This is a genomic window from Ruegeria sp. G7, from assembly GCF_056535465.1.
Genome location: NZ_JBQFIL010000001.1, coordinates 2,072,114 through 2,094,677, shown reverse-complemented (window position 1 = coordinate 2,094,677; position 22,564 = coordinate 2,072,114). Strand labels below are relative to the sequence as shown.

At 60.9% G+C, this 22,564-nt stretch carries 27 protein-coding genes and 1 tRNA gene; 12 read left to right on the top strand and 16 right to left on the bottom strand.

The genetic code is table 11. The features are described 5' to 3' along the window. The first annotated feature begins 67 nt into the window (after window positions 1-67). On the top strand, window positions 68-934 hold the full coding sequence (locus ACR3EN_RS10540) for a GNAT family N-acetyltransferase (protein WP_480822721.1): 867 nt from the start codon (window positions 68-70) through the stop codon (window positions 932-934). Here the strand turns inward: ACR3EN_RS10540 and ACR3EN_RS10535 are convergent. Then, window positions 931-1,170: an Lrp/AsnC family transcriptional regulator gene (locus ACR3EN_RS10535; RefSeq protein ID WP_480822723.1), complete on the bottom strand. Its 240-nt coding sequence runs from the start codon at window positions 1,168-1,170 to the stop codon at window positions 931-933. The genes ACR3EN_RS10540 and ACR3EN_RS10535 overlap by 4 nt on opposite strands. A 154-nt stretch (window positions 1,171-1,324) precedes the next feature. Between ACR3EN_RS10535 and hisB the strand changes: the two genes are divergently transcribed. Further along, window positions 1,325-1,912 carry an imidazoleglycerol-phosphate dehydratase HisB gene (gene hisB / locus ACR3EN_RS10530; protein WP_480822725.1) on the top strand — a complete coding sequence of 196 codons (588 nt, stop codon included), beginning with the start codon at window positions 1,325-1,327 and terminating at the stop codon, window positions 1,910-1,912. 58 nt (window positions 1,913-1,970) lie between these two features. Next, entirely contained in the window at window positions 1,971-2,609 is a 639-nt protein-coding gene (gene hisH, locus ACR3EN_RS10525) for an imidazole glycerol phosphate synthase subunit HisH (RefSeq protein ID WP_480822726.1), read from the top strand. Window positions 2,610-2,612: 3 nt separating this feature from the next. Here the strand turns inward: hisH and ACR3EN_RS10520 are convergent, their stop codons facing one another. Continuing rightward, complete coding sequence (locus ACR3EN_RS10520) at window positions 2,613-3,014, bottom strand: DUF2147 domain-containing protein (RefSeq protein ID WP_480822728.1); 402 nt, start codon at window positions 3,012-3,014, stop codon at window positions 2,613-2,615. A gap of 134 nt (window positions 3,015-3,148) precedes the next feature. Here ACR3EN_RS10520 and hisA point away from each other — a divergent pair, with 134 nt between their 5' ends. Further along, a complete protein-coding gene (gene hisA, locus ACR3EN_RS10515) occupies window positions 3,149-3,868 on the top strand; it encodes a 1-(5-phosphoribosyl)-5-[(5-phosphoribosylamino)methylideneamino]imidazole-4-carboxamide isomerase (RefSeq protein ID WP_170493873.1) in 720 nt (239 codons plus the stop codon). A 1-nt stretch (window position 3,869) separates the two neighbouring features. Here the strand turns inward: hisA and ACR3EN_RS10510 are convergent, their stop codons facing one another. Next, window positions 3,870-4,262: a DUF302 domain-containing protein gene (locus tag ACR3EN_RS10510; RefSeq protein WP_480822730.1), complete on the bottom strand. Its 393-nt coding sequence runs from the start codon at window positions 4,260-4,262 to the stop codon at window positions 3,870-3,872. Between the two features lie 174 nt (window positions 4,263-4,436). Between ACR3EN_RS10510 and hisF the strand changes: the two genes are divergently transcribed. From hisF to ACR3EN_RS10495, 3 genes are all read left to right on the top strand, one after another. Then, a complete protein-coding gene (gene hisF / locus ACR3EN_RS10505) occupies window positions 4,437-5,198 on the top strand; it encodes an imidazole glycerol phosphate synthase subunit HisF (protein WP_475158920.1) in 762 nt (253 codons plus the stop codon). Further along, window positions 5,195-5,512, top strand: coding sequence for a phosphoribosyl-ATP diphosphatase (locus ACR3EN_RS10500; RefSeq protein WP_480822733.1), 318 nt, complete (start codon window positions 5,195-5,197; stop codon window positions 5,510-5,512). The genes hisF and ACR3EN_RS10500 overlap by 4 nt, the downstream gene beginning before the upstream one ends. Before the next feature lie 74 nt (window positions 5,513-5,586). After that, window positions 5,587-6,153, top strand: coding sequence for a hypothetical protein (locus ACR3EN_RS10495; RefSeq protein ID WP_480822735.1), 567 nt, complete (start codon window positions 5,587-5,589; stop codon window positions 6,151-6,153). Between the two features lie 3 nt (window positions 6,154-6,156). Here the strand turns inward: ACR3EN_RS10495 and ACR3EN_RS10490 are convergent, their stop codons facing one another. The 3 genes from ACR3EN_RS10490 to rlmB form a co-directional block, all read right to left on the bottom strand. Beyond that, window positions 6,157-6,627 carry a CoA-binding protein gene (locus tag ACR3EN_RS10490; protein ID WP_480822737.1) on the bottom strand — a complete coding sequence of 157 codons (471 nt, stop codon included), beginning with the start codon at window positions 6,625-6,627 and terminating at the stop codon, window positions 6,157-6,159. A gap of 207 nt (window positions 6,628-6,834) precedes the next feature. Next, the gene (locus tag ACR3EN_RS10485; RefSeq protein WP_480822739.1) at window positions 6,835-7,281 is read right to left on the bottom strand and encodes a YHS domain-containing (seleno)protein; all 447 of its coding nucleotides are present in this window, start codon (window positions 7,279-7,281) and stop codon (window positions 6,835-6,837) included. 376 nt (window positions 7,282-7,657) lie between these two features. Continuing rightward, the gene (gene rlmB / locus ACR3EN_RS10480) at window positions 7,658-8,431 is read right to left on the bottom strand and encodes a 23S rRNA (guanosine(2251)-2'-O)-methyltransferase RlmB (RefSeq protein ID WP_480822741.1); all 774 of its coding nucleotides are present in this window, start codon (window positions 8,429-8,431) and stop codon (window positions 7,658-7,660) included. Window positions 8,432-8,547: 116 nt separating this feature from the next. Here rlmB and ACR3EN_RS10475 point away from each other — a divergent pair. Next, window positions 8,548-8,631: transfer RNA gene (locus ACR3EN_RS10475), tRNA-Tyr, on the top strand. Window positions 8,632-8,675: 44 nt separating this feature from the next. Here the strand turns inward: ACR3EN_RS10475 and ACR3EN_RS10470 are convergent. The 6 genes from ACR3EN_RS10470 to ACR3EN_RS10445 all read right to left on the bottom strand — a co-directional run bounded on the left by ACR3EN_RS10470 (window position 8,676) and on the right by ACR3EN_RS10445 (window position 15,709). Next, on the bottom strand, window positions 8,676-10,118 hold the full coding sequence (locus tag ACR3EN_RS10470; RefSeq protein ID WP_480822743.1) for an ArnT family glycosyltransferase: 1,443 nt from the start codon (window positions 10,116-10,118) through the stop codon (window positions 8,676-8,678). A gap of 157 nt (window positions 10,119-10,275) precedes the next feature. Further along, the gene (locus tag ACR3EN_RS10465; protein ID WP_480822745.1) at window positions 10,276-10,800 is read right to left on the bottom strand and encodes a DUF2478 domain-containing protein; all 525 of its coding nucleotides are present in this window, start codon (window positions 10,798-10,800) and stop codon (window positions 10,276-10,278) included. 71 nt (window positions 10,801-10,871) lie between these two features. After that, the gene (locus ACR3EN_RS10460; RefSeq protein ID WP_480822747.1) at window positions 10,872-11,537 is read right to left on the bottom strand and encodes an NnrU family protein; all 666 of its coding nucleotides are present in this window, start codon (window positions 11,535-11,537) and stop codon (window positions 10,872-10,874) included. A 104-nt stretch (window positions 11,538-11,641) separates the two neighbouring features. Beyond that, window positions 11,642-13,702, bottom strand: coding sequence for an ABC transporter permease (locus tag ACR3EN_RS10455; protein WP_480822749.1), 2,061 nt, complete (start codon window positions 13,700-13,702; stop codon window positions 11,642-11,644). After that, window positions 13,699-14,748, bottom strand: a complete 1,050-nt coding sequence (locus ACR3EN_RS10450) for a quaternary amine ABC transporter ATP-binding protein (RefSeq protein ID WP_480822751.1) — start codon at window positions 14,746-14,748, stop codon at window positions 13,699-13,701. Before ACR3EN_RS10450 ends, ACR3EN_RS10455 begins: the two co-directional genes overlap by 4 nt. Window positions 14,749-14,758: 10 nt before the next feature. After that, entirely contained in the window at window positions 14,759-15,709 is a 951-nt protein-coding gene (locus ACR3EN_RS10445; protein ID WP_480822753.1) for an ABC transporter substrate-binding protein, read from the bottom strand. A 339-nt stretch (window positions 15,710-16,048) separates the two neighbouring features. On the opposite strand from ACR3EN_RS10445, the gene ACR3EN_RS10440 reads away from it, so the two are divergent. After that, window positions 16,049-16,711 carry a DNA-3-methyladenine glycosylase I gene (locus tag ACR3EN_RS10440; RefSeq protein ID WP_480822755.1) on the top strand — a complete coding sequence of 221 codons (663 nt, stop codon included), beginning with the start codon at window positions 16,049-16,051 and terminating at the stop codon, window positions 16,709-16,711. Between the two features lie 42 nt (window positions 16,712-16,753). Further along, window positions 16,754-17,440, top strand: coding sequence for a hypothetical protein (locus tag ACR3EN_RS10435; protein WP_480822757.1), 687 nt, complete (start codon window positions 16,754-16,756; stop codon window positions 17,438-17,440). Between the two features lie 3 nt (window positions 17,441-17,443). Here ACR3EN_RS10435 and ACR3EN_RS10430 read toward each other — a convergent pair whose 3' ends face one another. Next, window positions 17,444-17,851: a c-type cytochrome gene (locus ACR3EN_RS10430; RefSeq protein WP_480822759.1), complete on the bottom strand. Its 408-nt coding sequence runs from the start codon at window positions 17,849-17,851 to the stop codon at window positions 17,444-17,446. 97 nt (window positions 17,852-17,948) lie between these two features. On the opposite strand from ACR3EN_RS10430, the gene ACR3EN_RS10425 reads away from it, so the two are divergent. Further along, the gene (locus ACR3EN_RS10425) at window positions 17,949-18,386 is read left to right on the top strand and encodes a DMT family transporter (protein WP_480822761.1); all 438 of its coding nucleotides are present in this window, start codon (window positions 17,949-17,951) and stop codon (window positions 18,384-18,386) included. Here the strand turns inward: ACR3EN_RS10425 and ACR3EN_RS10420 are convergent. Next, window positions 18,370-19,056, bottom strand: a complete 687-nt coding sequence (locus tag ACR3EN_RS10420) for an ABC transporter ATP-binding protein (RefSeq protein WP_480822763.1) — start codon at window positions 19,054-19,056, stop codon at window positions 18,370-18,372. The two genes, ACR3EN_RS10425 and ACR3EN_RS10420, sit on opposite strands and share 17 nt — an antisense overlap. Next, window positions 19,049-20,335: a lipoprotein-releasing ABC transporter permease subunit gene (locus tag ACR3EN_RS10415; protein ID WP_480822765.1), complete on the bottom strand. Its 1,287-nt coding sequence runs from the start codon at window positions 20,333-20,335 to the stop codon at window positions 19,049-19,051. The genes ACR3EN_RS10420 and ACR3EN_RS10415 overlap by 8 nt, the downstream gene beginning before the upstream one ends. A 381-nt stretch (window positions 20,336-20,716) precedes the next feature. Between ACR3EN_RS10415 and ACR3EN_RS10410 the strand changes: the two genes are divergently transcribed. Continuing rightward, window positions 20,717-21,067: a hypothetical protein gene (locus ACR3EN_RS10410; RefSeq protein ID WP_480822767.1), complete on the top strand. Its 351-nt coding sequence runs from the start codon at window positions 20,717-20,719 to the stop codon at window positions 21,065-21,067. Between the two features lie 30 nt (window positions 21,068-21,097). Here ACR3EN_RS10410 and proS read toward each other — a convergent pair whose 3' ends face one another. Continuing rightward, window positions 21,098-22,438 (bottom strand): proline--tRNA ligase, encoded by a 1,341-nt coding sequence (gene proS, locus ACR3EN_RS10405; RefSeq protein ID WP_480822769.1) that lies wholly within the window; start codon window positions 22,436-22,438, stop codon window positions 21,098-21,100. Window positions 22,439-22,564: the final 126 nt, after the last annotated feature.

The window sequence follows — 22,564 nt, the reverse complement described above, 5'->3', positions numbered from 1 at the left end:
GAACATGCTGGTTCTTTTGCCGGGCTTGCGCCATGCTGGTGGCAACGCAGTATTTAAGGCAACCCTCATGTCAGATTATGTCATTCGCCCCCTCACCGCCCCCGAAGTTCAGCATGCTGTCGATTGGGCGGGGCGCGAGGGGTGGAATCCGGGTTTCCACGATGCGGAGTGCTTTCGACCGACGGACCCCGATGGGTTTCTGGGCGGATTTCTGGATGGCGAGATGGTCGCCTCGGTCTCGGCGGTGAATTATGACGACGCATTCTCATTTCTGGGGTTCTACATCGTCAGACCCGAGTTTCGCGGCTCGGGGCATGGTCTTGAGATCGCCCAGCACGCGCTGGCCCATTGCACCGGTCGGAACATGGGGCTGGATGGGGTGGTTGAACAGCAGGACAATTACCGCAAATCCGGTTTCACCTTTGCCTATAACAACTATCGCTTTGGCGGGACCAAGCACGGGATTTTGGCGGCACTTGGCGCTCAACCCGTGGCGCAGGTTGCTGTCCTGAACCACCTTTCAGACGATCTGGCCGCCTATGACCGGCAATTGTTCCCTGCCCCGCGCAATGTGTTTCTGCGCGACTGGCTGAGCGCGCCCCGCCATACCTCGCGCGTATTTGCCGAAAACGGCGCGATCAAAGGATACGTCACGCTGCGCCCATGCCAAAGCGGGTATAAGATCGGGCCGCTATTTGCCGACACTGCCGAGATTGCGCAGGCTCTGCTGGTGTCGGTCCTTGCCGATATTCCTGACGAAAATGCACTGCAGGACGTTTTCATCGACATGCCGCAACCCAACGCCGCCGCCTTTGCGCTGGCGGATGCGCTAGGGCTTGAGAAGGTATTTGAAACCGCGCGGATGTATTCGGATCACCAGCCGGATATCGATCTGAACCGGATCTTTGGCGTCACCACGTTTGAGCTGGGCTAGAACGCTTTGAACGTGATCGTGGTCAGCGAACGTTCGATATTGGGAATCACCAGCAGGTTTTCGTTGATGAAGTGGCCCACATCCTCGGACGCCGGGATATAGAGCTTCAACAGCAGATCATATTCGCCACTGGTAGAGTAGAGTTCCGAGTGGATTTCGCGCAGCGCGATGTCTTCGGCCACTTGATAGGTGGTGCCGGGTTTGCAACGGATTTGGATGAAAACGCAGGTGGACATGGGCCAGGCCTTGTTGGTTCGTGTTGTCCGCAGGCTGGCACGGGGCGCGTCCGGGCGCAATCCCCTGCAACAGTTTGCGGCGAAGGCTGAAAGCGGTCTGGATAGGCCGCCCGTCCGCGTCTATAAGCGCCCCTGTAGCAAAAGGAATTCGCCCATGCGCAGCGCAAAGATCAGCCGCCAGACCGCCGAGACCGAGATCTCGGTCGAGGTCAATCTTGACGGCACCGGCCAGTATGACAACCAGACCGGCGTCGGGTTCTTTGACCACATGCTGGACCAGCTGGCGCGCCATTCGCTGATCGACATGACGATCCACGCCAAGGGCGATTACCACATCGACGACCACCACACGGTCGAGGATACCGGGATCGCACTGGGTCAGGCTTTGACGCAGGCCTTGGGCGACAAGAAGGGCATTCGTCGGTACGGAGAATGCCATCTGCCAATGGACGACGCACAGGTACGGTGCGCGCTGGACCTGTCTGGGCGTCCGTTCCTGATCTGGAACGTGGACCTGCCGACCCAGAAGATTGGAACATTCGACACCGAACTGGTGCGCGAGTTTTTTCAGGCGCTCAGCACCCATGGAGGCATAACGCTGCATATCGATCAGCTGCACGGATTCAACAGCCACCACATCGCCGAGGCCGCATTCAAGGCCGTCGCCCGCGCCTTGCGCGATGCGGTCGAGACCGACCCGCGCAAAGCGGATGCGATACCGTCGACCAAGGGCGCGCTGTAAGTGCAGCCCGAAAAGTGGGCGCCGGTTTTCGGACAAGTTGCGCGCAGAAAGGACTCAAATGCTCACCGCCATTATTGACTACGAGAGCGGCAATCTGCACTCGGCGGAAAAGGCGTTTCAGCGCATGGCGCGCGAGGTGGATGCGGGTGAGGTCGTTGTGACCTCGGACGCGGATGTTGTGGCGCGGGCGGATCGTCTGGTTCTGCCCGGCGACGGGGCTTTTCCCGCCTGCGCCGCCGAGCTTCGGGGCCACAAAGGCATCTATGACGCGATGGTTGAGGCGGTCGAACAAAAGGGCCGGCCGTTTCTGGGCATCTGTGTCGGGATGCAGCTGATGGCCTCGAAGGGCCATGAATACACGGCAACCGATGGTCTGGGATGGATTACTGGCGATGTTGTCAGGATTGAGCCCTCAGACAGCACCTTGAAGGTGCCGCATATGGGCTGGAACGATCTGGTGCTGGAGAGCAGCCACCCGGTCTTTGATGGCGTGGCATCCGGAGATCACGCCTATTTCGTCCACTCCTATCACTTCCGCGTCACCGACCCGGCGCAGCGGCTGGCCTATGTGGATTATGGACAAGAGGTCACGGCCGTCATCGGCCGCGACACGATGCTTGGAATGCAGTTTCACCCCGAGAAAAGCCAGGATGTGGGCCTGCACATGATCGGAAACTTCCTGACCTGGACGCCCTGATGTTTACTGAACGCGTGTCCAGGTCTGCCCGCGACAAACCAGACCACCCGCAACACATCCTTTGACGGTCAGCTTGTTCTGCCCGTCCAGCGCCATTTTCGAGTTGTAGGTCTTGTCCCGGTCCGGCGCCCAGATCTTGCCATCGCCATAACTGCCATCGCCTTCGGGCACCATGTCCCAGATGATCTGCTTGCCAAGGTTTTCGTAGTTCAGTGACTGATTGCCCGCTGCATCGAACGCGCTGTCGATGGTTCCGCAAATCGCGCTGCCGCAGGGCTGGATCGAGACGTGAAGATAGTTCCCCTCATCCCCGGGCTCGGTCTTCCACAAACCGTCGACCGGATCGGCCAGAGCGACGGTGGACAGAACCGACAAGGATGCTGCTGCGATGAATGTGCGTTTCATTAATTTCTCCCTGTTTCGCGGCCAGTCTGACCCGGCCATTGCTATCGGGCAAGAATGACCCCGCGTCGCGTTGCATCCCCTGCCCCGCCTGTGCGATATCCCGCGCGGATAACTGACATATAGGGCCGCCTGACATGATCCTCTACCCCGCTATCGACCTGAAAGACGGCAATGCCGTGCGCCTGCTACGTGGTGAGATGGACAAGGCCACGGTCTTCAACGAAGACCCCGCCGCACAGGCCCGCGCCTTCGTCGACGCGGGCTGCGAATGGCTGCATCTGGTCGACCTGAACGGCGCCTTCGCAGGAGAGCCGGTCAACGCCGCGCCCGTCGAGGCGATCCTGAAAGCCTGCAACGTACCCGCACAATTGGGCGGCGGCATCCGCGACATGGCCACGATCGAGACCTGGATCGAGAAAGGTCTGGCGCGCGTGATACTGGGCACCGTCGCCGTCGAGAACCCCGATCTGGTGCGCGAGGCTGCCAAAGCTTTCCCCGGCAAGGTCGCAGTGGGCATCGACGCCCGCAACGGCATGGTTGCCACCAAAGGCTGGGCCGAGGAAACCGACGTGCAGGTTACCGATCTGGCCCGCAGCTTCGAGGATGCGGGCGTCGCCGCGATCATCTACACCGACATCAACCGCGACGGCGCGATGCAGGGGCCGAATATCGAGGCTACGGCGGCACTTGCGCAGGCGGTCTCAATCCCGGTGATTGCATCGGGCGGCGTCAGTTCGCTGGACGACCTGATCGCCTTGCGCGATTGCGGGGTTGAACTGAACGGCGCGATCTCGGGTCGCGCGCTCTATGATGGCGCGATTGACCTTGCTGAGGCCATTCGCGCCCTGAGCTGAGTTACTGTGCGGCAGCGGCGGTCAGTTTCGCCAAAGCGCCGCGCATTTTCTCTATGACCGGGGAATTTTCGACATCGTCGAAGTCATCCATCGTCTCTTTCGGGTCCTCATAGATCAACCAGACCTGCCCGTCAGCGTCCTGATAGGCCTGCACCTTCAGTGGCAGGAACAGCCCCGCACGCGGGTCAATCTGCATGGCTGGCGTGCCCAGCGCGGGGTTGCCAAAGATCAGAACCTGATTGGGCGGGATCGGCGTGCCGACCTTTTCGGCCCCAGCCGCATGATCGATGCGGGCAAAAACGGTGGCGCCAGCGTTGCCCACGGCAGCCTCAAGCGCGTCCAGCGCCTCGGCCACGGATTTGTCGGTTTTTACGGTGATGATGTCGTCTGCCATGGCGGACAGGGTGCCTCCGAAAGTAAGAAGTGAAGCCAGCAAAAGATGTCGCATAGTTATATTCCCTTTGGTGAATTTCATCTCTAATTTCCACAGCTTCGCGCCATATCACAATCACAAGTCTGGCATCGGCAGGGCTTTGCCGGTAGAGGTGCGCTCAACAAAGGACGCCGCATGCTGAAAACCCGCATTATTCCTTGTCTTGATGTTGCCGATGGCCGCGTGGTCAAGGGCGTGAATTTCGTTGGCCTGCGCGACGCGGGTGATCCGGTGGAATCGGCCAAGGCCTATGATGCCGCCGGTGCGGATGAGATCTGTTTTCTGGACATTCACGCCACGCATGAGAATCGCGGCACCATGTTCGATGTGGTCCAGCGTACAGCCGAGCAGTGTTTCGTGCCTCTGACCGTGGGCGGCGGCGTGCGGACCAAGGATGATGTACGCGCGCTGCTGCTGGCAGGCGCAGACAAGGTCAGCTTTAACTCGGCCGCCGTCGCCAATCCGGATGTTATCGCCGAGGCGGCAGACCAGTTCGGCAGCCAGTGCATCGTCTGCGCCATCGACGCCAAAACCGTAAGCCCAGGAAAGTGGGAGATTTTCACCCATGGCGGGCGCAAACCAACAGGTATCGATGCCGTTGAATTCGCCAGAACAGTTGTCGCCAAGGGTGCAGGGGAAATCCTACTGACCTCGATGGACCGGGATGGGACCAAGGCGGGCTTCAACCTGCCTTTGACTCGCGCAATCAGCGATGCCGTGGACGTTCCGGTCATCGCCAGTGGTGGCGTTGGCAATCTGGACCACCTGGTCGAGGGCGTGACCAAAGGCGGTGCCAGCGCCGTATTGGCCGCCTCGATCTTTCATTTCGGCGAATACACCATCCGCGAGGCCAAGGAGCACATGGCCGCCGCAGGCATTCCGATGAGGCTGACATGAGCATCCTGCACGATCTGGCCACCACGATCGAGGCCCGCAAAACCGCCGATCCCGACAGCAGCTGGACCGCAAAGCTGTTGGCCAAAGGCCCCGAGAAATGCGCTGAGAAATTCGGTGAAGAAGCCATCGAAGCCATCATCGAAGCGACCAAGGGTGACAGGGAAAAACTAACATCTGAGGCCGCGGATGTCCTCTATCACCTGCTTGTCATGCTGGCGGCAAGAGAGGTGCCGCTGGACGATGTTCTGGCCGAACTGTCCCGCCGTCAGGGCCTCAGCGGCATCGCCGAAAAGGCCGCCCGCCCCAAAAGCTGAGTGGACGGGTTCCGCGCAAAGCCCATGCCCGCTATAATCGGGGATGCGCTGCAGATGATTTAAAGGGCATGCGAATGATCAGAGCACTGATTTGTGCAACCGTCCTTTTCTTGCTCGCGGCCTGCAGTGCCCCACCCCAATCCTCTGGCGATCAGGTCCAGAGACTGGCAACCGAAATTCAAAGCCTCGACCCTGAGATCGACCCGGAAGAGGCGGCGCGGGCCGCGCATATTGCCTATGCCTATACGGCGCAGCTGGCGCGGGAATACCAGATTACTGACCCGCCGCTAATCCACAATGCCAAGGTCAACAAGGGCCTGCGCCCCCGCGGCCTATGCTGGCATTGGGCCGAAGATATCGAGCGGAGGCTGGATCAGGAAGGGTTCGAAACGCTGGAAATGCACCGGGCCATCGCAAATGCCGACAACCCGTTTCGCATCGATCACAGCACCGCCATCATCAGCCGCAAGGGCCAAAGCCTGTACGAGGGCATAGTGCTTGATCCATGGCGTCATGGCGGCGTGCTGTTCTGGTCACCGCTGGTCAAGGACACAAAATACGACTGGGTGCCGCGCGCGGTCGTCATGCGCAAACGAAGCATTGAGCAGTACGGCGAGTTGAAGCCCTACACCGGCAACTGATCGTCACAGCTTGGACGAGATGATCCCGGTTGCAAACCCGCCCATCCGCAGCTCGCCGAACAAACGCTGGTATTCGATTTTGGGACAGCGGTTCATCACCACATCCACACCGCGCGCCTGCGCCTTGGCTGCCGCCTCGGCATGTTCGACGCCAATCTGCATCCAGATGGTGCGAAGATCCGGAAACGCCTCAAGGGCTTCGTCAACGATGGGCGGCACAGCCTCAGAGCGGCGGAAAATATCGACCATGTCGACCGGTTCGGAAATCTCGGACAGGGACGCCCGTACAGTCTGCCCAAACAACGGTTTACCCGCATGGCCGGGATTGACCGGTATCACCGTATACCCCTTCAAAGACAAATAGCGCGCAACATAATAGCTGGGCCGTACCGGGTCCATCGACACACCAACAACCGCAACCACTTTGGTGCGCCGCAGAATCTGGGTCAGAAAATCATCGCTATAATCCGCCATGCCAGCACCTTAGGCCTGTGCGCCTAAAGAAAAAAGCGCCCAGGTGATTAACCTGGGCGCAAGGTGTTGGAACGAGGGACAGTGAAATGACCCGCGGCAGTTCCATTCCGCGGTCACTGTGACATTTAAGCATGACTTCGTTAAAAAAAAGAGGGGGTGCGCATTTTTGTGATGACAGATCACGAAAAGCGGAACTTCGCCACTTTTCTAGTAGAGGACCTCGGGCCAGTGAACCTCGGCCCGGCGGATATTTTGCGCTACATTCTCGCGCCAAATCCGCTCAATCTCAGCTGAATGTGCAAGATAAAGCTTGCCGTCCACGATCTGCCACGCCAGCGGGTCGGTGCTGCTCAGCTCTCCATCCATCATCGCATAGGCGCAGTAGCCGCCGAACTGCGGGGCAAACGCGCGTGGGTTCTGTTCGAACCGGTCCCGGTTTTCGACGGATGCAAATTGCCAGCGGGTGCCCTTCCAGATCAGAGCGATCTTCGAGTCGCCTTGCACCGGCTCTTTGTCGCGAAAATACGAAACGGCATCATAACCGGATATCGCGACCCCATCATCGGCGTAGAACATCGCTTTTTCCTGCGCATGGGCAACGGGCGCGAGGGCAAAACAGGTCAGGCTGGAAAGAAAGAGGCGTCGGGACAGCATTGGTGATTCATCGGTTCAGATTTGAAGAGTCTAAAATGCCTGTTTAAGCCAGCCGCCGAAACCCATATGACGCCGATGTGATCAGATGCTAGTCAAATACATCCTCTATAACGTCCCACGCCTCGTCCAAAACGCGAGAAAACAGGCTTCTCTTCTTCTTTTTCTTGTATTTTGCAGGTTTTCGCCCCGGTTTATAGCTGGGCTTGGGCCTTTCCGGCAGCTTGGCCTTTGGCACCATCTTCAAGTTATGCAGCGGCGCACCGCAGCTGGCGCAGCTTAGTTCGTGCTGCTGCTTGCCCCGCAGGACAAGCGCAGCGCGGGTGCCGCAGTAGCAGCAGGTGGCGATTTTATGCGAGGTGGAAATAAGAACCTCCTGTCATCTGGGCTGTGATGCATATAGGGCAATTGCGGCAGCATTTGAGACATTAAGCGAGCCAAAGCCCCCCGCCGCGTCAATCTTGACCAGTTGATCCACCGTCTCTTTGGTCTTTTGCCGCAGACCCGGCCCCTCTGCACCAAACACCAGCGCGACGGGGCGATCCTTTTTATCCTGCAGGGCGGTTTCGATGGTCTCGTCTGCCTCACCGTCCAGCCCCAGCACCAGAAATCCCATGGCCTGAAGCTCGACAATCGTATCGGCGAGGTTGCGCAAGCGCAGGTAGGGTTGCCGCTCGAGCGCGCCACTGGCAGTTTTCGCCAGCGCCCCGGTTTCGGGGGCCGCGTGATGCCGGGTGCCGATCACCGCGCTTGCCCCAAGCACTTCGGCCGAGCGCAGAATCGCCCCGACATTATGCGGGTCTGTCACCCGGTCCAGCAGCAGCACGCGCGGGTTTTCCCGACCGATACAGTTTTCGGCCAGCCCGCCCCAATCCAACGGCTTGACCTCAAGCGCTGCGCCCTGATGGACCGAGCCGGGGTCGATCGGGGCCGTAAACTTGCGCGGGTCCGCCATCTCGGGCGTGATCCCAGAAAATTCAATGGCTTCCGCCAGCTTATCGCTAGCGTTTCGGGTCACGATCAGGCGCAACTTCTGCCGCTTGGGGTTCATCAAGGCATCCCGAACAGCGTGCAGACCGAACAGCCAGACGGTCTCGGAAGCCGCAGCTTTGCGCGCCTGTTCCTTCTCGACGACCCACTTTGGTTTTTTCATGTGACGGGCCTCCGGGCCGGTAATTCGGTTTCCTGCGTCAAAGCGGTATTTTCCTGTTGACGCCCTTTAGACGCGCTAGTAATCACGCCTCCACGTCAGGTGCAACGCCTGACAGTGGGCGACAGGCCGCAAGGTGTGGCAGGGGACTGTAACTCCCTCGCGGAGACGCACGCCTGGTTCGATTCCAGGGTCGCCCACCATCTTCTTCCGACACAGGTTTTCGACATGCCAGACCCGATCTGCGCTATTCCGAAACCGGCGCGAAAGACAGCGACATCACGGTGCTCTCATCAAAGCGGTATGGGGCCGATAGAGTAACCTGACGCGTTTGATCAATATCCTTGGGTGCCTTTCCATCTGCCTCCCACACCCTCAGCGCGGGGCCAGGTGGCTGAGAGCGGAGGGCATCATGGACCGGCCGACCGGGGGCAAGATAAGCCATGTTTCCTGCCACCCAGTTCTGAGCAATGACGGTTGTTCCTGAGGGGGTTTGCGCCAAAATTTGTGGTGTCAGAACCGCAAAAGGGGCGGCGCGCTTGGCATCCCCGGCGAGATTGTGATGCAGCATCGCTGCGGCGATCAGAGCCGCAAAACCCGCGCTCATCTGGGAAAAGCGCCGTATGCCAAGCTTTCCGGTTCGCGGCAGCACCCACAGCGCAAATACGGGGCCCGCAAAGATCAGAACGGGTTGAAGCCACCGATCCTTGATATTGGTGCTGCCACTGGCAACCACGATCACAACCATCAGAGCCAGCGACCAGACCAGGCTGCGCACCATAAAACGCAACAGGTCATCCGAAACCGCTTGCACCCCCTGTTTGCGATACAGCAACCAAAGGGCTCCGAGCACCAGCAACAGCAAAGACACGAACCCAAGGGCAGCCGCAAACAGCTCGACAAGGCCTTGCGCCGCAATCAACAGGGACAGCCCCTGATCCGTCATCTCGAACTTGCGGGCGCTCGCAAACGCAAGGTCCGGATTGCTCAGAACCCAGAGCAGTGTTGGCATCATCAGCAAAACGGCAATCCCCAGCGACAACAAAAACCGAGCCGAAAGAAACGGCTTTCGCGTTGCCGGATCACAGAGCGCCGCAAGAAGCATCGCCAGAATTGCAATGGCATAGTTGTATTTCGACAATCCGCCCGCCGCCATTGTCACGCCCAGCAGAACATAGCCTCGGGTCGAAGGGTTGCGGATCAGGTGCCAGATCGTCGCAAAGCTGAGGACCGAGCAAAGATTGGCCAGCACGGTATGCGTCAGTGCCCGCTGTGATTCCCAGCTGATCTGGTAGAACATCAGCAAGGATAGCACCGCCACCCCCGCCATGAGGGGTGTCTGCCGGGTGCGCATGGTCAGGTACAGCGTACAAACGGTGGCAAGCAATATTCCGTTTTTCAGCACCGACAGACCCAAAAGGCCCGGCCCCGTGATCTGAAACACCACCCATTGCAGCCACGCATACAGCGGCAACTGCGGGCCGTACCCCCAGGCCAACTGCCTCGCATCCAGAAAAACCTCGGCCTCATCCAAGCCAAGCGCCCCGCCGCTGGCAAGCCTCAGGACGACATGAACCGCGAAGTAAGCTGCAAAGAGCAACAACCAGAACCGATCACTGTCCAGCAGGTCTTGCCCGCGGCGGCGAGCAGTAGATTGTAAGTTACAATGGCCCACCCCGGACTGGGTCATAACGCGCCCCGGCTTTTCGGCGGGTCCGAAACGTCGCTGGACCGCCAAGTGCTTCGCTATAAGCAGCTAGCACCGAAGCGGTGGCCTAAGTCCAGTTGTTTTAACCTTCATTGCAACGCGCTGGCGCGCCATGGTTCCAAACCATGCACGTCGGCACTCAGGCTGTGCGTTGTGCGCTGCTTTTCGCAGCACTGTCGATCCAATCGGTCAGGCTGCCGAGGTCGGGTTCAAGCGCGTCAGCCATACCGCCCGCGAACTCTTGGAAGCGTTCGATGTTCAGTTGATTCAGGCCAACCAATACGGGGATCTCACGCTCGAGCGCGTCGGCGATGAGCGGGCGGAAACCCCGGCCGTCGGCCTCGTGCTTGCCGAACTTGTTGATGATCAGCAGGTGCGGGCCGTTGTCCAGCGATTGCGTGACCAGTCCTACTGCGCGCTCCAGCTCACCCGTGTCCAGTCGGCAGCCGCGCGCATTCTTGCCCAGCGATTGCGAGATGCGAATGGTCTCGCCCGTTGGCAGCACCTTAAGGTCCATGTCGCATTTATAGCCTTCGGCGCATTCGGTATTGGTTTGCACCACGCCGGCCAGCGGAGTGCCCGCATCGGTCAGAGCCTCAGCAAAAGCGCTAAGCAGGCGGTCGGTTGCGCCGCGATCGGTGGTTGTGACATAGGCCAAGTGCATTTTGGGACCTCAGTTCTTCGGTTATGACGTTTCAGATAGCACGGGTTTGCTGGTTCGACCACTCTGCCCGCCTATGGCAGCGGCGACAGTCCGATCACAGCTTCGTGCAGGGACAGGAGAGCCGCCCAGACGGCGATGGTTGCAAGCCAGACCCACAGCCTTGGCCAAGGACGCGGCGCGCGCAGGGACAGGCGCGCGGTGTTGCGGGACAGGCGATGCCATTCTGACCCCATCTGCCGCGCGGTGCGACGGTCGATCAGGGCCATGCCCATCGCAGCGAACCCTGCGAACAGGCCAAACAGGATGACATGCGACAGGCTGCCATTGGCCAGAAGATGCGCGACGGCCCACAGCATCAGTGCCACAAGGATCGGATGACGGGTGGTACGCAGGATGCCGGGGTTTTCAGGATCGAAGGGGCGGTTCCCCAGCCCTCCGAAGGAAAACGGGTTCTGGATCGACAGGCCCGCAATCGCCAGCCAGCACACGATGGGCATGATCAGCATCGGAAGCCAGCGGAAGATTGTGAACGGTGGAATGACCTCGACGTAGGGCGCGTTGGCGGCGGCGATGATCAGCCAGCCCAGTACGGCCAGCGAGACCAGCGAATAGGTGGCGAAATAGCCGGTACGGCCCAACGTGCCGATCAGCCAGCCGCGCACCGCCGGGCGGGCCGGGATCATGTGGCTCAGCAGGAACGTGGCGAGTGCTGCGAGGAAAAGGCCCCAACCGGTCATGAGTGTCTCCGAACGTATTGCGCCCGGTTTAGGCCGTGCAGGGGCGTCGGTCTTTGTCCGAAATCAAGTGAGGCACAGGGGCGGCTGCCCGCCCCTGCTCTGTTTCATAGGCCCAGCGCTTTGCGGCGTTCCTCCGCAAACCCCTGCACCATACGGTCGGCGATCAGCGCGAGGATGGCCATAGCTGCCCCGGCTGAGATGCCAAGCCCCACATCCGCCTGCCCCAGCGCCAGATAGATCGACTGGCCCAGACCGGTGGTCCCGATCAGCGCTGCGATCACCAGCATCGCAAAGGCATAGAGGATCGTCTGGTTCAGCCCCAGCAGGATGGTCGGCGCGGCATAAGGTGCGCGGACGTCGCGCATAATCTGCCACTCGGTCGCGCCGCTGGAGATTGCAGCCTCCATCATCTCATCCGGCGTGTTGACCAGCCCGTGCCGCGTGTACCGGATCATCGGGACGATGGCGTAGGCGCAGATGGCAAGGAAGGCCGAGAACTCGCCGATCTGAAAGACCATCAGCACCGGGATTAGGAACACGAACAGAGGGATGGTCTGCAGCATGTCGCAGATCGGGCGCACGATAGTCCAGACCGGCTTCCAGACCGCGCTGGCCAGACCGATCAGCCCGCCGACCACAGCGCAGGAAAACACCGCCGCACCGCTGAGGTAGAGCGACAGCAAGGCGCGCTCCCACAGACCCGAGACAAGAATGGTGCAGAGCAGACCCACCGACAGCGCAGCCAGACGCCAGCCACCCGCAACCCAACCCAGCGCGGCAGCGCCGGTCAGGACGAAGGGCCACGGAAGGTTAGCGATGCCGGTCTCCAGCACTCCGATCAGGATCAGAACGATCAGACCTCCGGTCAGATGCCCGCGCCATGCCATCAGCAGCGCGATTGCGGCAGCGGCGGCAAAGAGCCCGTAGCTCATCGTCGGCGTCCAAGCAAAGCCCCACGTGAAGGGCAGCACCGCCTGATCCAGCCCGATCCGCAGCGGCAGCAGCACATAGAACAGCGAGTTGTTCTTGAGCGCATCCAGCCACGGCCCGTTGGCCTGCGTGAACGCGGTCAGGCCGCTGTCGATGGTCGCGGCCAACGGGTCCAGAACGGTCAGCTCAGACGGGTTCGGCAGCCACGCCCAGAAGGCGGCGGTGAACAGCACGGCAAAGCCCAGCATCGCCCAAACGACACGTTGGTCATAGCGTTTGCGCTCGGTCGCCAGTGTGCCGCTCATCCGGTCGATCACCACCGCAAAGACCACGATGACCAAACCCGCCATCAGAGATTCGCCGAACTGCGCCTTGCGCATGGTCAGCAGGACCTCCCACCCGATATCGTTGAACCCCCCGATGACGGCAGCGATGATCACCATCGACAGGGCGGCCATCAGGCATTGGTTCACGCCGACCATGATCTGCGTCGTGGCGGCGGGGATTTCGACTTGGAACAGTTGTTGGAACCGTGTGCCGCCGGACATGATGGCGGCCTCTTTGATCTCGGGCTCGACCCGTTCCAGCCCCAGCATCACGTTGCGCGCCATGGGCGGGGCGGCATAGATGGCCGAGGCGATCAGGCCAACCACCGGACCAAAGCCAAAGAGCAGCAACAGCGGTGTCAGATAGGCAAATGTCGGCACGGTTTGCATGATGTCCAGCACCGCCTGCACGAACGCTTTCACCCGCGGCACTTCGTTGGCGAGAATGCCAATCGCGCCGCCCATGATCAGCGCCACGGGCACGGACACGGCGACGAGGGCCAGGGTGTTCATGCTCTCGGCCCAATAGCCCGAGGCCAGCACAAAGCTGAGCCCCAGAAAGCCCAGCGCCGCCATCGGCAGCCCGCCCAGATACCAGCCCAGCGCGGTCACGATGCCGATCAGGATCGGCCAGGGCGTGTTGCCTAGCACATAGTCAGCGGCGTTCATCGGATAGGTCATCAGGTCCGAGAACAGTCTCATCGCCGGTTTGATGCCGTTCAGGAACCAGTCGAGAAACGCTCCGACCCATTGGGTGGCGGGCAGTTCCCATGCGGCGGGCCATTTGACCAGCCACGGAGCTACGCCCTCCAGCGCGAGACATACCGCGCCGACGATCACGGTGATCAGCGCCGCCTGCGCACCTGCGGTCAGGCGCGCCTGCTGCGCAGGGATATCCAGCGCCGTCATGCCTCGTCCACCTGCAACGCAGCCGCCAGATCGGAGGGGTGCACGGTGCCGACAACTTTGCCCTCGGCATCGCGCACAGGCACGGGTTCGTACAATTCCATGCAATGCGCCAATGCCGCGTCCAGTGTCATCGAGGTCGTCAGACCCGGATCATCCGGGCCGCACTCGGCCTCATCCCGCATGACCGAGGCGACCTTGGCGTGCTGGCCCTTGGCTACGTCCTTTGAAAATTCACGTACATAATCGTCCACCGGGCGCAGCACGATATCCGTGGGTGTGCCGATCTGAACGATCTTACCGTCGCGCATGATGGCGATACGGTCAGCCAGTTTCAGCGCCTCTTGAATGTCATGGGTGATGAACACGATGGATTTCTTCAACGTCGCCTGAATGCGCAGGAATTCATCCTGCAACTGCCGGCGGATAAGGGGGTCGAGAGCCGAAAACGGCTCGTCCAGAAACCAGATGTCCGGGTTCACGGCAAGGCTGCGGGCGATCCCCACGCGTTGCCGCTGACCGCCCGAAAGCTGCCGTGGAAAGCTGTCTTCGCGGCCTTCAAGACCGACCAGAGAAATGACTTCCTGCGCGCGCGTCAGACGTTCCTTTTTGCCGACACCCTGCACGCGTAGCGGATAGGCCACGTTCTCGGCCACGGTCATATGCGGGAACAGGCCGAAATGCTGGAACACCATGCCCAGCTTTTTGCGCCGCAGATCGGTCAGCACCTTCTTGGACGCGCCCATGACATTTTCGCCATCCACACGAATCTCGCCACCCGTGCCGGGCAGCAGTTGCGAGATGCAGCGGATCAGCGTCGACTTGCCCGAGCCGGACAGGCCCATGATGACGAACAACTCGCCTTCCTGCACCTCGAAATTGGCGTCCTGAACGGCAGGGATGAACCCACCTTCACGCAGATTGGCGGCGGCTTGGTCGGCATCATCCCCTGACCGAGACAGCGCGTCGGTCAGGGCCTTGTCTGCGCCGGGGCCAAACACCTGCCAGAGATTCCGGCAGGCGATGGCTGGCGTGTTTGCGTCAGTCACTGATGTCAGCTCACTGGGTTGCTGCGTCAACGACGGGGCGCCATTTGCCCTCGTTCTCGGCCATCCAAGCGGCGACGACTTCCTCGACCGAGCCGCCGTCGACGTCGATCGCGCCCATCATCGGCTGCTGGTCTTCGACCGACAGCTGGTAGTTCGACAGGATCTCATAAGCGGCGGGCCATTTGTCGGCCATGCCGCTCCAACCGGCTTTGAAGATGCGCGAGGGCGAGAAGTCACAATCGTTTACCGCGTTCGGGTTGGGGCCCCAGGACGGATCATTGAAACAGGCCTCTTCACCCGCAGGCAGGTCGACGAACTGCACATCATAGGCGGACATCGCCCAATGCGGTTGCCAGAAGGTGATCAGCAATGGCGACTTGCGCTCGGTCGAGGCGCGGAGTTCGGCGATCAGAGCGCCTTCGGACCCGGCGGGAACTGCTTTGAACGGCAGCTCAAGCCCGGTCATGCGGTCCGCGCCGGGTGTGCCCCAATCGGCGGGGTAATCGACCAGACGGCCTCCGGGCAGGGTTTCCGCCGTGGCGAAGACCTGCGCGCAGTCTTTCAGGGCTTCCCATGCGGGCAGGCCCGGGCACAGGTCGGCCACGTGCGCCGGGTAGGCAATGCCTTCCTTGGCGTCGAGGCCCAGATCACCAATCTCGACCACGGTGCCTTCGTCGATCTTCTTGGCATACTCATCGGAGACGTTGGACGACCAGATTTCCAGCGTCGCGTCGATGTCGCCATCGGCCAGCGCCTGGAACTGGTTCATCATCCCTGCGGTGACGTATTCGACGTTGTAGCCTGCGGCCTTCAGCATCTCACCCGCCACATGGGTGGTGACGTGCTGGCCGGTCCATTCGTTGATCGCCAGTTTGATCGGCTCGTCCACCGCGCCCATGTCGGCGGCATGGGCCGACCCGGCGACGGCGAGGGCCAAAAGGCTTACGCTTAACTTTTTCATGATTTTACTCCCTGTTTTGTTCTGTTGCCCCTGCCGGAACCCGATGGCCCGGGCGGGGAAATCCGTGGTGACTGCACCTGTCGCAACATGCACAAATTCGACCGGAAAGTGAAAGGGAACCGTGACCCCGGACGAAACTTTCCGCGCCGGTTCTGGTTCTGCCCTCCCTTGGGGCCGTATTTGCAGCTTGTTATACGCTCCTGGTATCGTTCTTGCGCTAGGTTAGGGATATTGATTGACTAGTCAATTATAAAACACCCCGTGGCGCAGCAACGTCACGTTCGCCCTTGCCAGACCGGCCCCAACCAGCCCAACCTTGCACAACGGAGGGATCAGGCGATGCATCACTTTGACGACATCTTTGCAATGGCCGCCAAACGACACGGCGGCCCTGATGCGCTGGAAGGCAAGCTGGAGCGGCCCAAACCAGTTGCCGAACTGGCTACCATGCCCGAGGATCGGTGGCTGTCGATCATCACCAAAACCGTGTTTCAGGCAGGCTTCAACTGGAAAGTCATCGAGGCGAAATGGGAGGGATTCGAAACTGCATTCGACGGGTTCGACGTCGGGCGCTGCGCCTTCATGGATGATGAGAAGTTCGATGCCCTGCTTCAGGACACGCGGATTGTACGCAACGGCACCAAGATTGCCGCCGTGCGCGACAACGCCGCCTTTCTGCTGGAGCTGCGCGAAGAAGGCGGCGCGGGGCAGGTTCTGGGCGGCTGGCCCTCGTCTGATTACATCGGCCTGCTGGCGATGCTGGGCAAGCGCGGGTCGCGGCTGGGCGGGGCGTCGGCGCAATATGCGATGCGCTTTGCGGGGCGGGACAGTTTCATCCTGTCACGCGACGTGACCGCGCGGCTGATCGCCGAAGGGGTGATCGACAAGGCCGCGACCTCGAAAAAGGCGATGACGGCGGTTCAGGGCGCGTTCAATACGTGGATGGATCAGTCCGGGCGCTCGTTGACGGAAATCAGCCGGGTTCTGGCGATGAGCCTCTGAAAACGGGTTGCAGAGCGCAGCGGGCGCTTTAGATTTTGCGATATGGTCCGACCTCTGCTGATTTTGATCCTGCTGTTCTTTGCATCCTGCGGTCGCCCCCTGACCGAGCATGAACGCGCCTTTGCAACAAGGCTGCACGGCGATACTTTGAACCTTGATCGCGTGCGTCTGGTCGAGGGGGCTCCGGTTGCGGCGATCACCTATACGCGCAAGGCCCGGCCCCGTCTGGCCTGCCGCGAGCGGATTTTGCCACCGGTGAAAGAGGAAACGGTGACCGGCAAACCCGCCGGGGTGGCGCTGTTCAACCGGGTCTATTTCACCAAGGACTGGTATCTGGACGACTACATGGCGCAGTACCCCGAGCGGGTGAATCTGATCGCCGCCATGCTGCTGGCGCATGAACTGACCCATGTCTGGCAGTGGCAGAACCGCGAGACGACAGGCTACCACCCTCTGCGCGCCGCAGCCGAGCACGGGCGCAGCGATGATCCGTATCTGTTCGACCTCAATACTTCGCCCAACTTCCTGTCCTATGGCTTTGAACAGCAGGGTGCCATTGTCGAGGAATATGTCTGCTGTCGCGCACTGGACCCGGATGCACCGCGCACTAAGCGCCTGCACGACATGCTGAGCGCCCATTTCGATGTCTCGGCCCTACCCGGCAGCCGGCGTGAAAGCGCCGTGCATCTACCATGGGCGGGGGCCAAGGTCGAAGGCATTTGCCGCTAAATCTCAGTCCTCTTGCAAGGTCTGCAGATAGGCGACCAGATCAGCGATGGGTTTACTTGTCAGGATCGGCTGTCCGGCGGGCGTTTTGATCGCCGTATCGTTTCCCTCAAAATAGGGTCCATAAACCGGCATCGGACTGCCGTGACTGACCAAAGGATCACGCCCGTCGATCCGTGCCACTACGCGAGCGGTTGGAAACACACCCTCTGCGTTGGCCAGTGTCTTGAGGTTCGAAGGCTGGATCACAAGCACTCCGGCCATGGGCCCGTGCCCGGTTGCGTCCAGCCCGTGGCAGGTGGCGCAATAATGCTGATAGAGCTCGGCCCCCATCTCGACGTCCTGCGCCAGCGCGGGCTGTGAAATTGCGGTGAGTGCGCTCAGCGACATAGCGCCAAGTATCCATCGTGTCATCGCTTTTCTCCCTTCTACCTTGCAAATCGAGACTTGCCCGGCACGCCTGCTGGCGCAATGATCCAGATCAACGAAACCGGCGCAGGGGTAGAAGGCCATGACACAATACGCAGCCATCATGCTGGCCGCCGGGATCGGGGTGCCCATCCTCGCCGCGCTGAACGCCGCGCTGGGTCGGCTGATCGGGTCGCCCAACGCGGCGGCGGTCATTCTGTTCGCCATCGCTTTTGTCGCCTCGGCCCTTGCGCTGTTGGTGCTGGGCGGAGGTGACGCGTTCGCAAAACTCGCTGAGGCCCCCAGGCATCTGCTGTTGGGCGGGGTCCTGATCGCGTTCTACGTGCTGTCTATCACCCATGTGGCCCCGCATTTCGGGGTCGGCAATGCCGTGTTCTTCGTGCTGTTGGGGCAGTTGATCAGCACGGCAGCGATTGACCATTTCGGCCTGTTCGGCGCGCAGGTCACGCCGCTGACGCTGATGCGCGCGGGCGGGATTGCGGTGATGGCGCTTGGCGTGGCGATCACGCAACTGGCCTGAGCACGCCCCCGTCCAGCCGCACCACCCGGTCCATGCGCGCCGCCAGATCAAGGTTGTGCGTGGCGATCAGCGCCGAGAGCCCCTCATCGCGCACCAGCGCCATCAGCGCGGCAAACACCTGATCCGATGTCTCGGGGTCCAGATTGCCCGTCGGCTCATCTGCCAGCAGCACGCGCGGTTTGTTGGCCAGCGCCCGGCAGAAGGCCACTCGCTGCTGTTCTCCGCCGGACAAGGCGGCGGGCCGGTGACCAGCGCGTGCGGCGACGCCCACCCGATCAAGCAGCTGCATCGCGCGGTCCTGTGCGGCTTTCTCAGACGTGCCGTTCGCCAGTTGCGGCAGCACGATGTTCTCCAGCGCGGTGAACTCGGGCAGCAGGTGGTGGAACTGGTAAACAAAGCCGACATCCTGTCGCCGGATCGCCGTACGGGTGCGGTCACCTTTGTCGGTTGCGCCCTGCCCCGCGATCTCGACCGAGCCCGTATCGGGTGTGTCCAGCAGACCGGCGATATGCAGCAGCGTGGATTTGCCCGCGCCCGAGGGGGCAACCAGCGCCACGGCCTCACCTGCGCGCAGCTCCAGATCGGCCCCGCGCAGCACCTGAACCTCGCCCGGGGTGCCCTGCAGGTAGGTCTTAGTCAGGCCATCAAGCTTCAGCGTCACATCACTCATAACGCAGCGCCTCGACCGGGTTCAGCCGCGCCGCGCGTCGGGCTGGGAAATAGGTGACAAGGAAGGACAGGCCCAGCGAAAGGGCGATGGCCTTGAGGACGTCCGACAGGTGCAATTCGGCTGGCAGCGCATAGATGCCGCGAATGGACGGATCCCAAACGCCGCCGCCCATGACGTAGTTCACGAACGAGAAGATCGGGTCGATGTAGATCGCGAAGAGGCAACCCAGAACGACCCCCATCGCCGTCCCGATGATGCCCGTGAAGGCCCCGCAGATGAAGAACACACGCAGCACCGACCCTTCGCTGAGGCCAATGGTCCGCAGGATACCGATATCGCGGCCTTTGTTCTTCACCAGCATGATCAGGCCGGAAACGATGTTCATCGCCGCGATCAGCACAAGGATCGACAGGATGATGAACATCACATTGTCCTCGACCTCCAACGCGCGCAGGAACCCGCCCGAGGCGTCCTGCCATGTCCAGATCTGGCTGCGCTCACCAGCGGCTTCAAGGATCGGGATCAGGATCGGTGACAGATCCTCGGGGCGGTCGACCATCACTTCGATTTCGTCAGCCACGCCTTCGCGGTTGAAGAAGCTCTGCGCCTCAGCGAACGGCATATAGACGCGGGTGCGGTCGATGTCATAGCGCCCAGCGGAAAAGACATAGACGACCTCATAAGCGTTCACGCGCGGGGACGTCCCGAAGGCGGTTTTGACCCCGTTGGGCGAGGTCAGCTTGACCCGATCCCCCACCGTGGCCCCGATGGACCGCGCAACGCCCGAGCCGATGGCGATGCCATCCGCGAACCGCGACAGGTCACCATAAGCCTGATCACTTTCCGCAATCCCCGGCAGGTCGGCCAAATCATCGGGGCGGATGCCGAACACCTGCACGCCCGCGCTGCGGTCGGCATTGGTGATCAGCACCTGCCCTTTGACCAAAGGCGCGGCACGTTCGACCCCCGGAACCTGCGCGATCCGGTCCGCCATGCCGTCGAAATCGGCGATGGTGCGATCCAGTCGTCCTTGCGCGTTGACCTCTCCGGCTGAGAACACGGTGACATGGGCGTTCGCACCCAGAATGGTACCCACGAATTCCGACCGGAACCCGGACCGAACGGCCAGCGTCGCGATCAGCGCAAACACCGCCAGCGTGATCCCGATCAACGAGATCCAGGTCATCACGCTGACGCCACCCTCGGCGCGGCGCGCGCGCAGATAGCGCCAGGCGATTTTCCATTCGAATGGGGCAAAGGGTGGGGGTGAACTGGCCATGGTGCCTCGGGGCTATCGGTTTGGCGCGACCCTCTCGGCATTTCGCCCGAGGGTCAAGCCGGTTCTCGCCCAACATGCACGCGTCGGCAAATGAAGGGCGCGCAGGTCCGCCGTACACCGAACGCGCGCCGAATCGACCAAGGGCACTCTGTCATCACGTGAATATGCATCGTAAGGACACCACCATCGGTTGTGACCCTCTTCACAGACAAAGGCTTATTGTTTCAGCTATGAAGTCAATGTGAAGCGTTAGCGGCTCAACTGAGTCACAATCGCAACATTGGATGCGCAATATTATGTCGCAAATTGATTAATGCAGGAAACATTGTACCCTTATTTCGGGGGACACATTTTTAAGAGTGAAGAGCGGAGGTACGCTCAATGGGTATTCAAGAACACATGGAAGGATCGGGCCCTATTTTGGCCCGTCAGGCATCTACGGAACTGGATTGTGAAAGTGCTGCATTGTTGCGGGCAGCGATCCGGCCGTTGTTCAGCAGCGCAGTCAGCTGGGCCAGTCTCGCCGACATTCTGAGAGAGAAGGGCTATCATCTGGCCTTCCGTCAGGGGCGCCTGTGCATCAGCGACCATACGACCGGAAAACGCATCTGCGGATTGCGCTTTCTCGGCTTTGAATTGCGCGATCTGGTTCGGCGCATGGGACGCCCCATCGTCGTCGCACGTGGCAGCGACGCAGACGGGGACATCGTGACTGCGCGCCCGACGTCCTAGTCTTTTGACGTCAGGCCTGCATCGACCGGATCAGGCGATGCCCTCATAGATTTCAGCGACTTTAGTCACCGCGGCCTCCGGGCTGAGTTCTTCGCTTTCGCCAGTTCGGCGACAGGTCAATTCGACAACACCGTTCTTCAAACCGCGCGGGCCGACAGTGATCCGCCACGGCAGGCCGATCAGGTCCATGGTGGCGAACTTGCCCCCTGCCCGTTCGTTGCGATCGTCATACAGCGGTTCCAGCCCCAGCGCAGTCAGCGCGCCGTAGAGCTTGTCACAAGCCGCATCCGCTTCTTCATCGCCCTGCTTTAAGTTGACGATTCCACAGTGGAACGGCGTCACGCCTTCGGGCCAGATGATGCCCTTGTCATCGTGGCTGGCTTCGATGATCGCACCAATCAGGCGGCTGACGCCAATACCGTGGCTGCCCATATGCACCGGAACCGGCTTGCCATCGGGTCCTTGGACCGTTGCGCCCAGAGGTTCGGAATACTTGGTGCCGAAATAGAAAATCTGCCCCACTTCGATCCCGCGCGCGACGCGGCGGCGTTCCTCAGGGATCTGGTTGAACAGCGCCTCGTCATGAGTCTCATCAGTACGAGCGTATTTCGAGGTGAACTCTTCGAGGATCGCCTGACATTGCGCGCGGTCATCATAGTCGATCTGACGGTCTCCAAAGGTCAGGTCGGTGACAGCGCTGTCATAGAAAACTTCGGACTCGCCCGTATCAGCCAGAACCAGGAATTCATGCGTGTCATCGCCACCGATGGGCCCGGAATCCGCGCGCATCGGGATGGCCTGCAGGCCCATGCGCTCATACGTGCGCAGGTAGCTGACCAGATGGCGGTTGTAGGAATGCAGCGCGTCCTCTTTGGTCAGGTCGAAATTGTAGCCGTCCTTCATATAGAATTCGCGCCCCCGCATCACGCCGAAACGCGGGCGGATTTCGTCGCGGAACTTCCACTGGATCTGGTAGAGCGTCAGCGGCAGGTCTTTGTAGCTGCTGACATGACCCCGGAAGATATCGGTCACCAGTTCCTCGGCCGTGGGCGTATAGAGCATGTCGCGGTCATGCCGGTCTTTCATCCGCAGCATTTCCTGACCGTAATCATCATACCGCCCGGATTCGCGCCACAAATCCGCCGATTGCAGGATCGGCATCTGGATCGCGATGTGCCCTGCCTTGGCCTGCTCCTCATGCACGATGTTTTCCAGCTTGCGCAGCACTTTGAAGCCCAGCGGCAGCCAAGAATAGATGCCCGCAGCCGCCTGCTTGATCATCCCGGCGCGCAGCATCAGCCGGTGGCTGACGATCTGAGCCTCGGAGGGGTTTTCCTTGAGAACGGGCAGAAAGTAACGGCTGAGGCGCATGGTTTAACCTTCAAAGGTGAATTTGGACGTCGAAAGGTGATTATGCCAAAGCCCCGCCGGGGGCAATCATGCTTTGGCGTTTTTGCGACCGCCGGCACGTCGCAATTTTTGTTGACCCGTCAGTCA

Coding starts and splice junctions, on each gene's coding strand:
- ACR3EN_RS10430 (WP_480822759.1), bottom strand. CDS start 17,851: ATGACACGATGGATACTTGGCGCTATGTCGCTGAGCGCACTCACCGCA.
- hisA (WP_170493873.1), top strand. CDS start 3,149: ATGATCCTCTACCCCGCTATCGACCTGAAAGACGGCAATGCCGTGCGC.
- ACR3EN_RS10445 (WP_480822753.1), bottom strand. CDS start 15,709: ATGAAAAAGTTAAGCGTAAGCCTTTTGGCCCTCGCCGTCGCCGGGTCG.
- hisB (WP_480822725.1), top strand. CDS start 1,325: ATGCGCAGCGCAAAGATCAGCCGCCAGACCGCCGAGACCGAGATCTCG.
- ACR3EN_RS10500 (WP_480822733.1), top strand. CDS start 5,195: ATGAGCATCCTGCACGATCTGGCCACCACGATCGAGGCCCGCAAAACC.
- ACR3EN_RS10485 (WP_480822739.1), bottom strand. CDS start 7,281: ATGCTGTCCCGACGCCTCTTTCTTTCCAGCCTGACCTGTTTTGCCCTC.
- hisH (WP_480822726.1), top strand. CDS start 1,971: ATGCTCACCGCCATTATTGACTACGAGAGCGGCAATCTGCACTCGGCG.
- ACR3EN_RS10465 (WP_480822745.1), bottom strand. CDS start 10,800: ATGCACTTGGCCTATGTCACAACCACCGATCGCGGCGCAACCGACCGC.
- ACR3EN_RS10460 (WP_480822747.1), bottom strand. CDS start 11,537: ATGACCGGTTGGGGCCTTTTCCTCGCAGCACTCGCCACGTTCCTGCTG.
- ACR3EN_RS10540 (WP_480822721.1), top strand. CDS start 68: ATGTCAGATTATGTCATTCGCCCCCTCACCGCCCCCGAAGTTCAGCAT.
- ACR3EN_RS10435 (WP_480822757.1), top strand. CDS start 16,754: ATGGTCCGACCTCTGCTGATTTTGATCCTGCTGTTCTTTGCATCCTGC.
- ACR3EN_RS10495 (WP_480822735.1), top strand. CDS start 5,587: ATGATCAGAGCACTGATTTGTGCAACCGTCCTTTTCTTGCTCGCGGCC.
- hisF (WP_475158920.1), top strand. CDS start 4,437: ATGCTGAAAACCCGCATTATTCCTTGTCTTGATGTTGCCGATGGCCGC.
- ACR3EN_RS10410 (WP_480822767.1), top strand. CDS start 20,717: ATGGGTATTCAAGAACACATGGAAGGATCGGGCCCTATTTTGGCCCGT.
- ACR3EN_RS10520 (WP_480822728.1), bottom strand. CDS start 3,014: ATGAAACGCACATTCATCGCAGCAGCATCCTTGTCGGTTCTGTCCACC.
- ACR3EN_RS10490 (WP_480822737.1), bottom strand. CDS start 6,627: ATGGCGGATTATAGCGATGATTTTCTGACCCAGATTCTGCGGCGCACC.
- ACR3EN_RS10470 (WP_480822743.1), bottom strand. CDS start 10,118: ATGACCCAGTCCGGGGTGGGCCATTGTAACTTACAATCTACTGCTCGC.
- ACR3EN_RS10420 (WP_480822763.1), bottom strand. CDS start 19,056: ATGAGTGATGTGACGCTGAAGCTTGATGGCCTGACTAAGACCTACCTG.
- ACR3EN_RS10535 (WP_480822723.1), bottom strand. CDS start 1,170: ATGTCCACCTGCGTTTTCATCCAAATCCGTTGCAAACCCGGCACCACC.
- rlmB (WP_480822741.1), bottom strand. CDS start 8,431: ATGAAAAAACCAAAGTGGGTCGTCGAGAAGGAACAGGCGCGCAAAGCT.
- ACR3EN_RS10510 (WP_480822730.1), bottom strand. CDS start 4,262: ATGGCAGACGACATCATCACCGTAAAAACCGACAAATCCGTGGCCGAG.
- proS (WP_480822769.1), bottom strand. CDS start 22,438: ATGCGCCTCAGCCGTTACTTTCTGCCCGTTCTCAAGGAAAACCCCTCC.
- ACR3EN_RS10440 (WP_480822755.1), top strand. CDS start 16,049: ATGCATCACTTTGACGACATCTTTGCAATGGCCGCCAAACGACACGGC.
- ACR3EN_RS10415 (WP_480822765.1), bottom strand. CDS start 20,335: ATGGCCAGTTCACCCCCACCCTTTGCCCCATTCGAATGGAAAATCGCC.
- ACR3EN_RS10425 (WP_480822761.1), top strand. CDS start 17,949: ATGACACAATACGCAGCCATCATGCTGGCCGCCGGGATCGGGGTGCCC.
- ACR3EN_RS10455 (WP_480822749.1), bottom strand. CDS start 13,702: ATGACGGCGCTGGATATCCCTGCGCAGCAGGCGCGCCTGACCGCAGGT.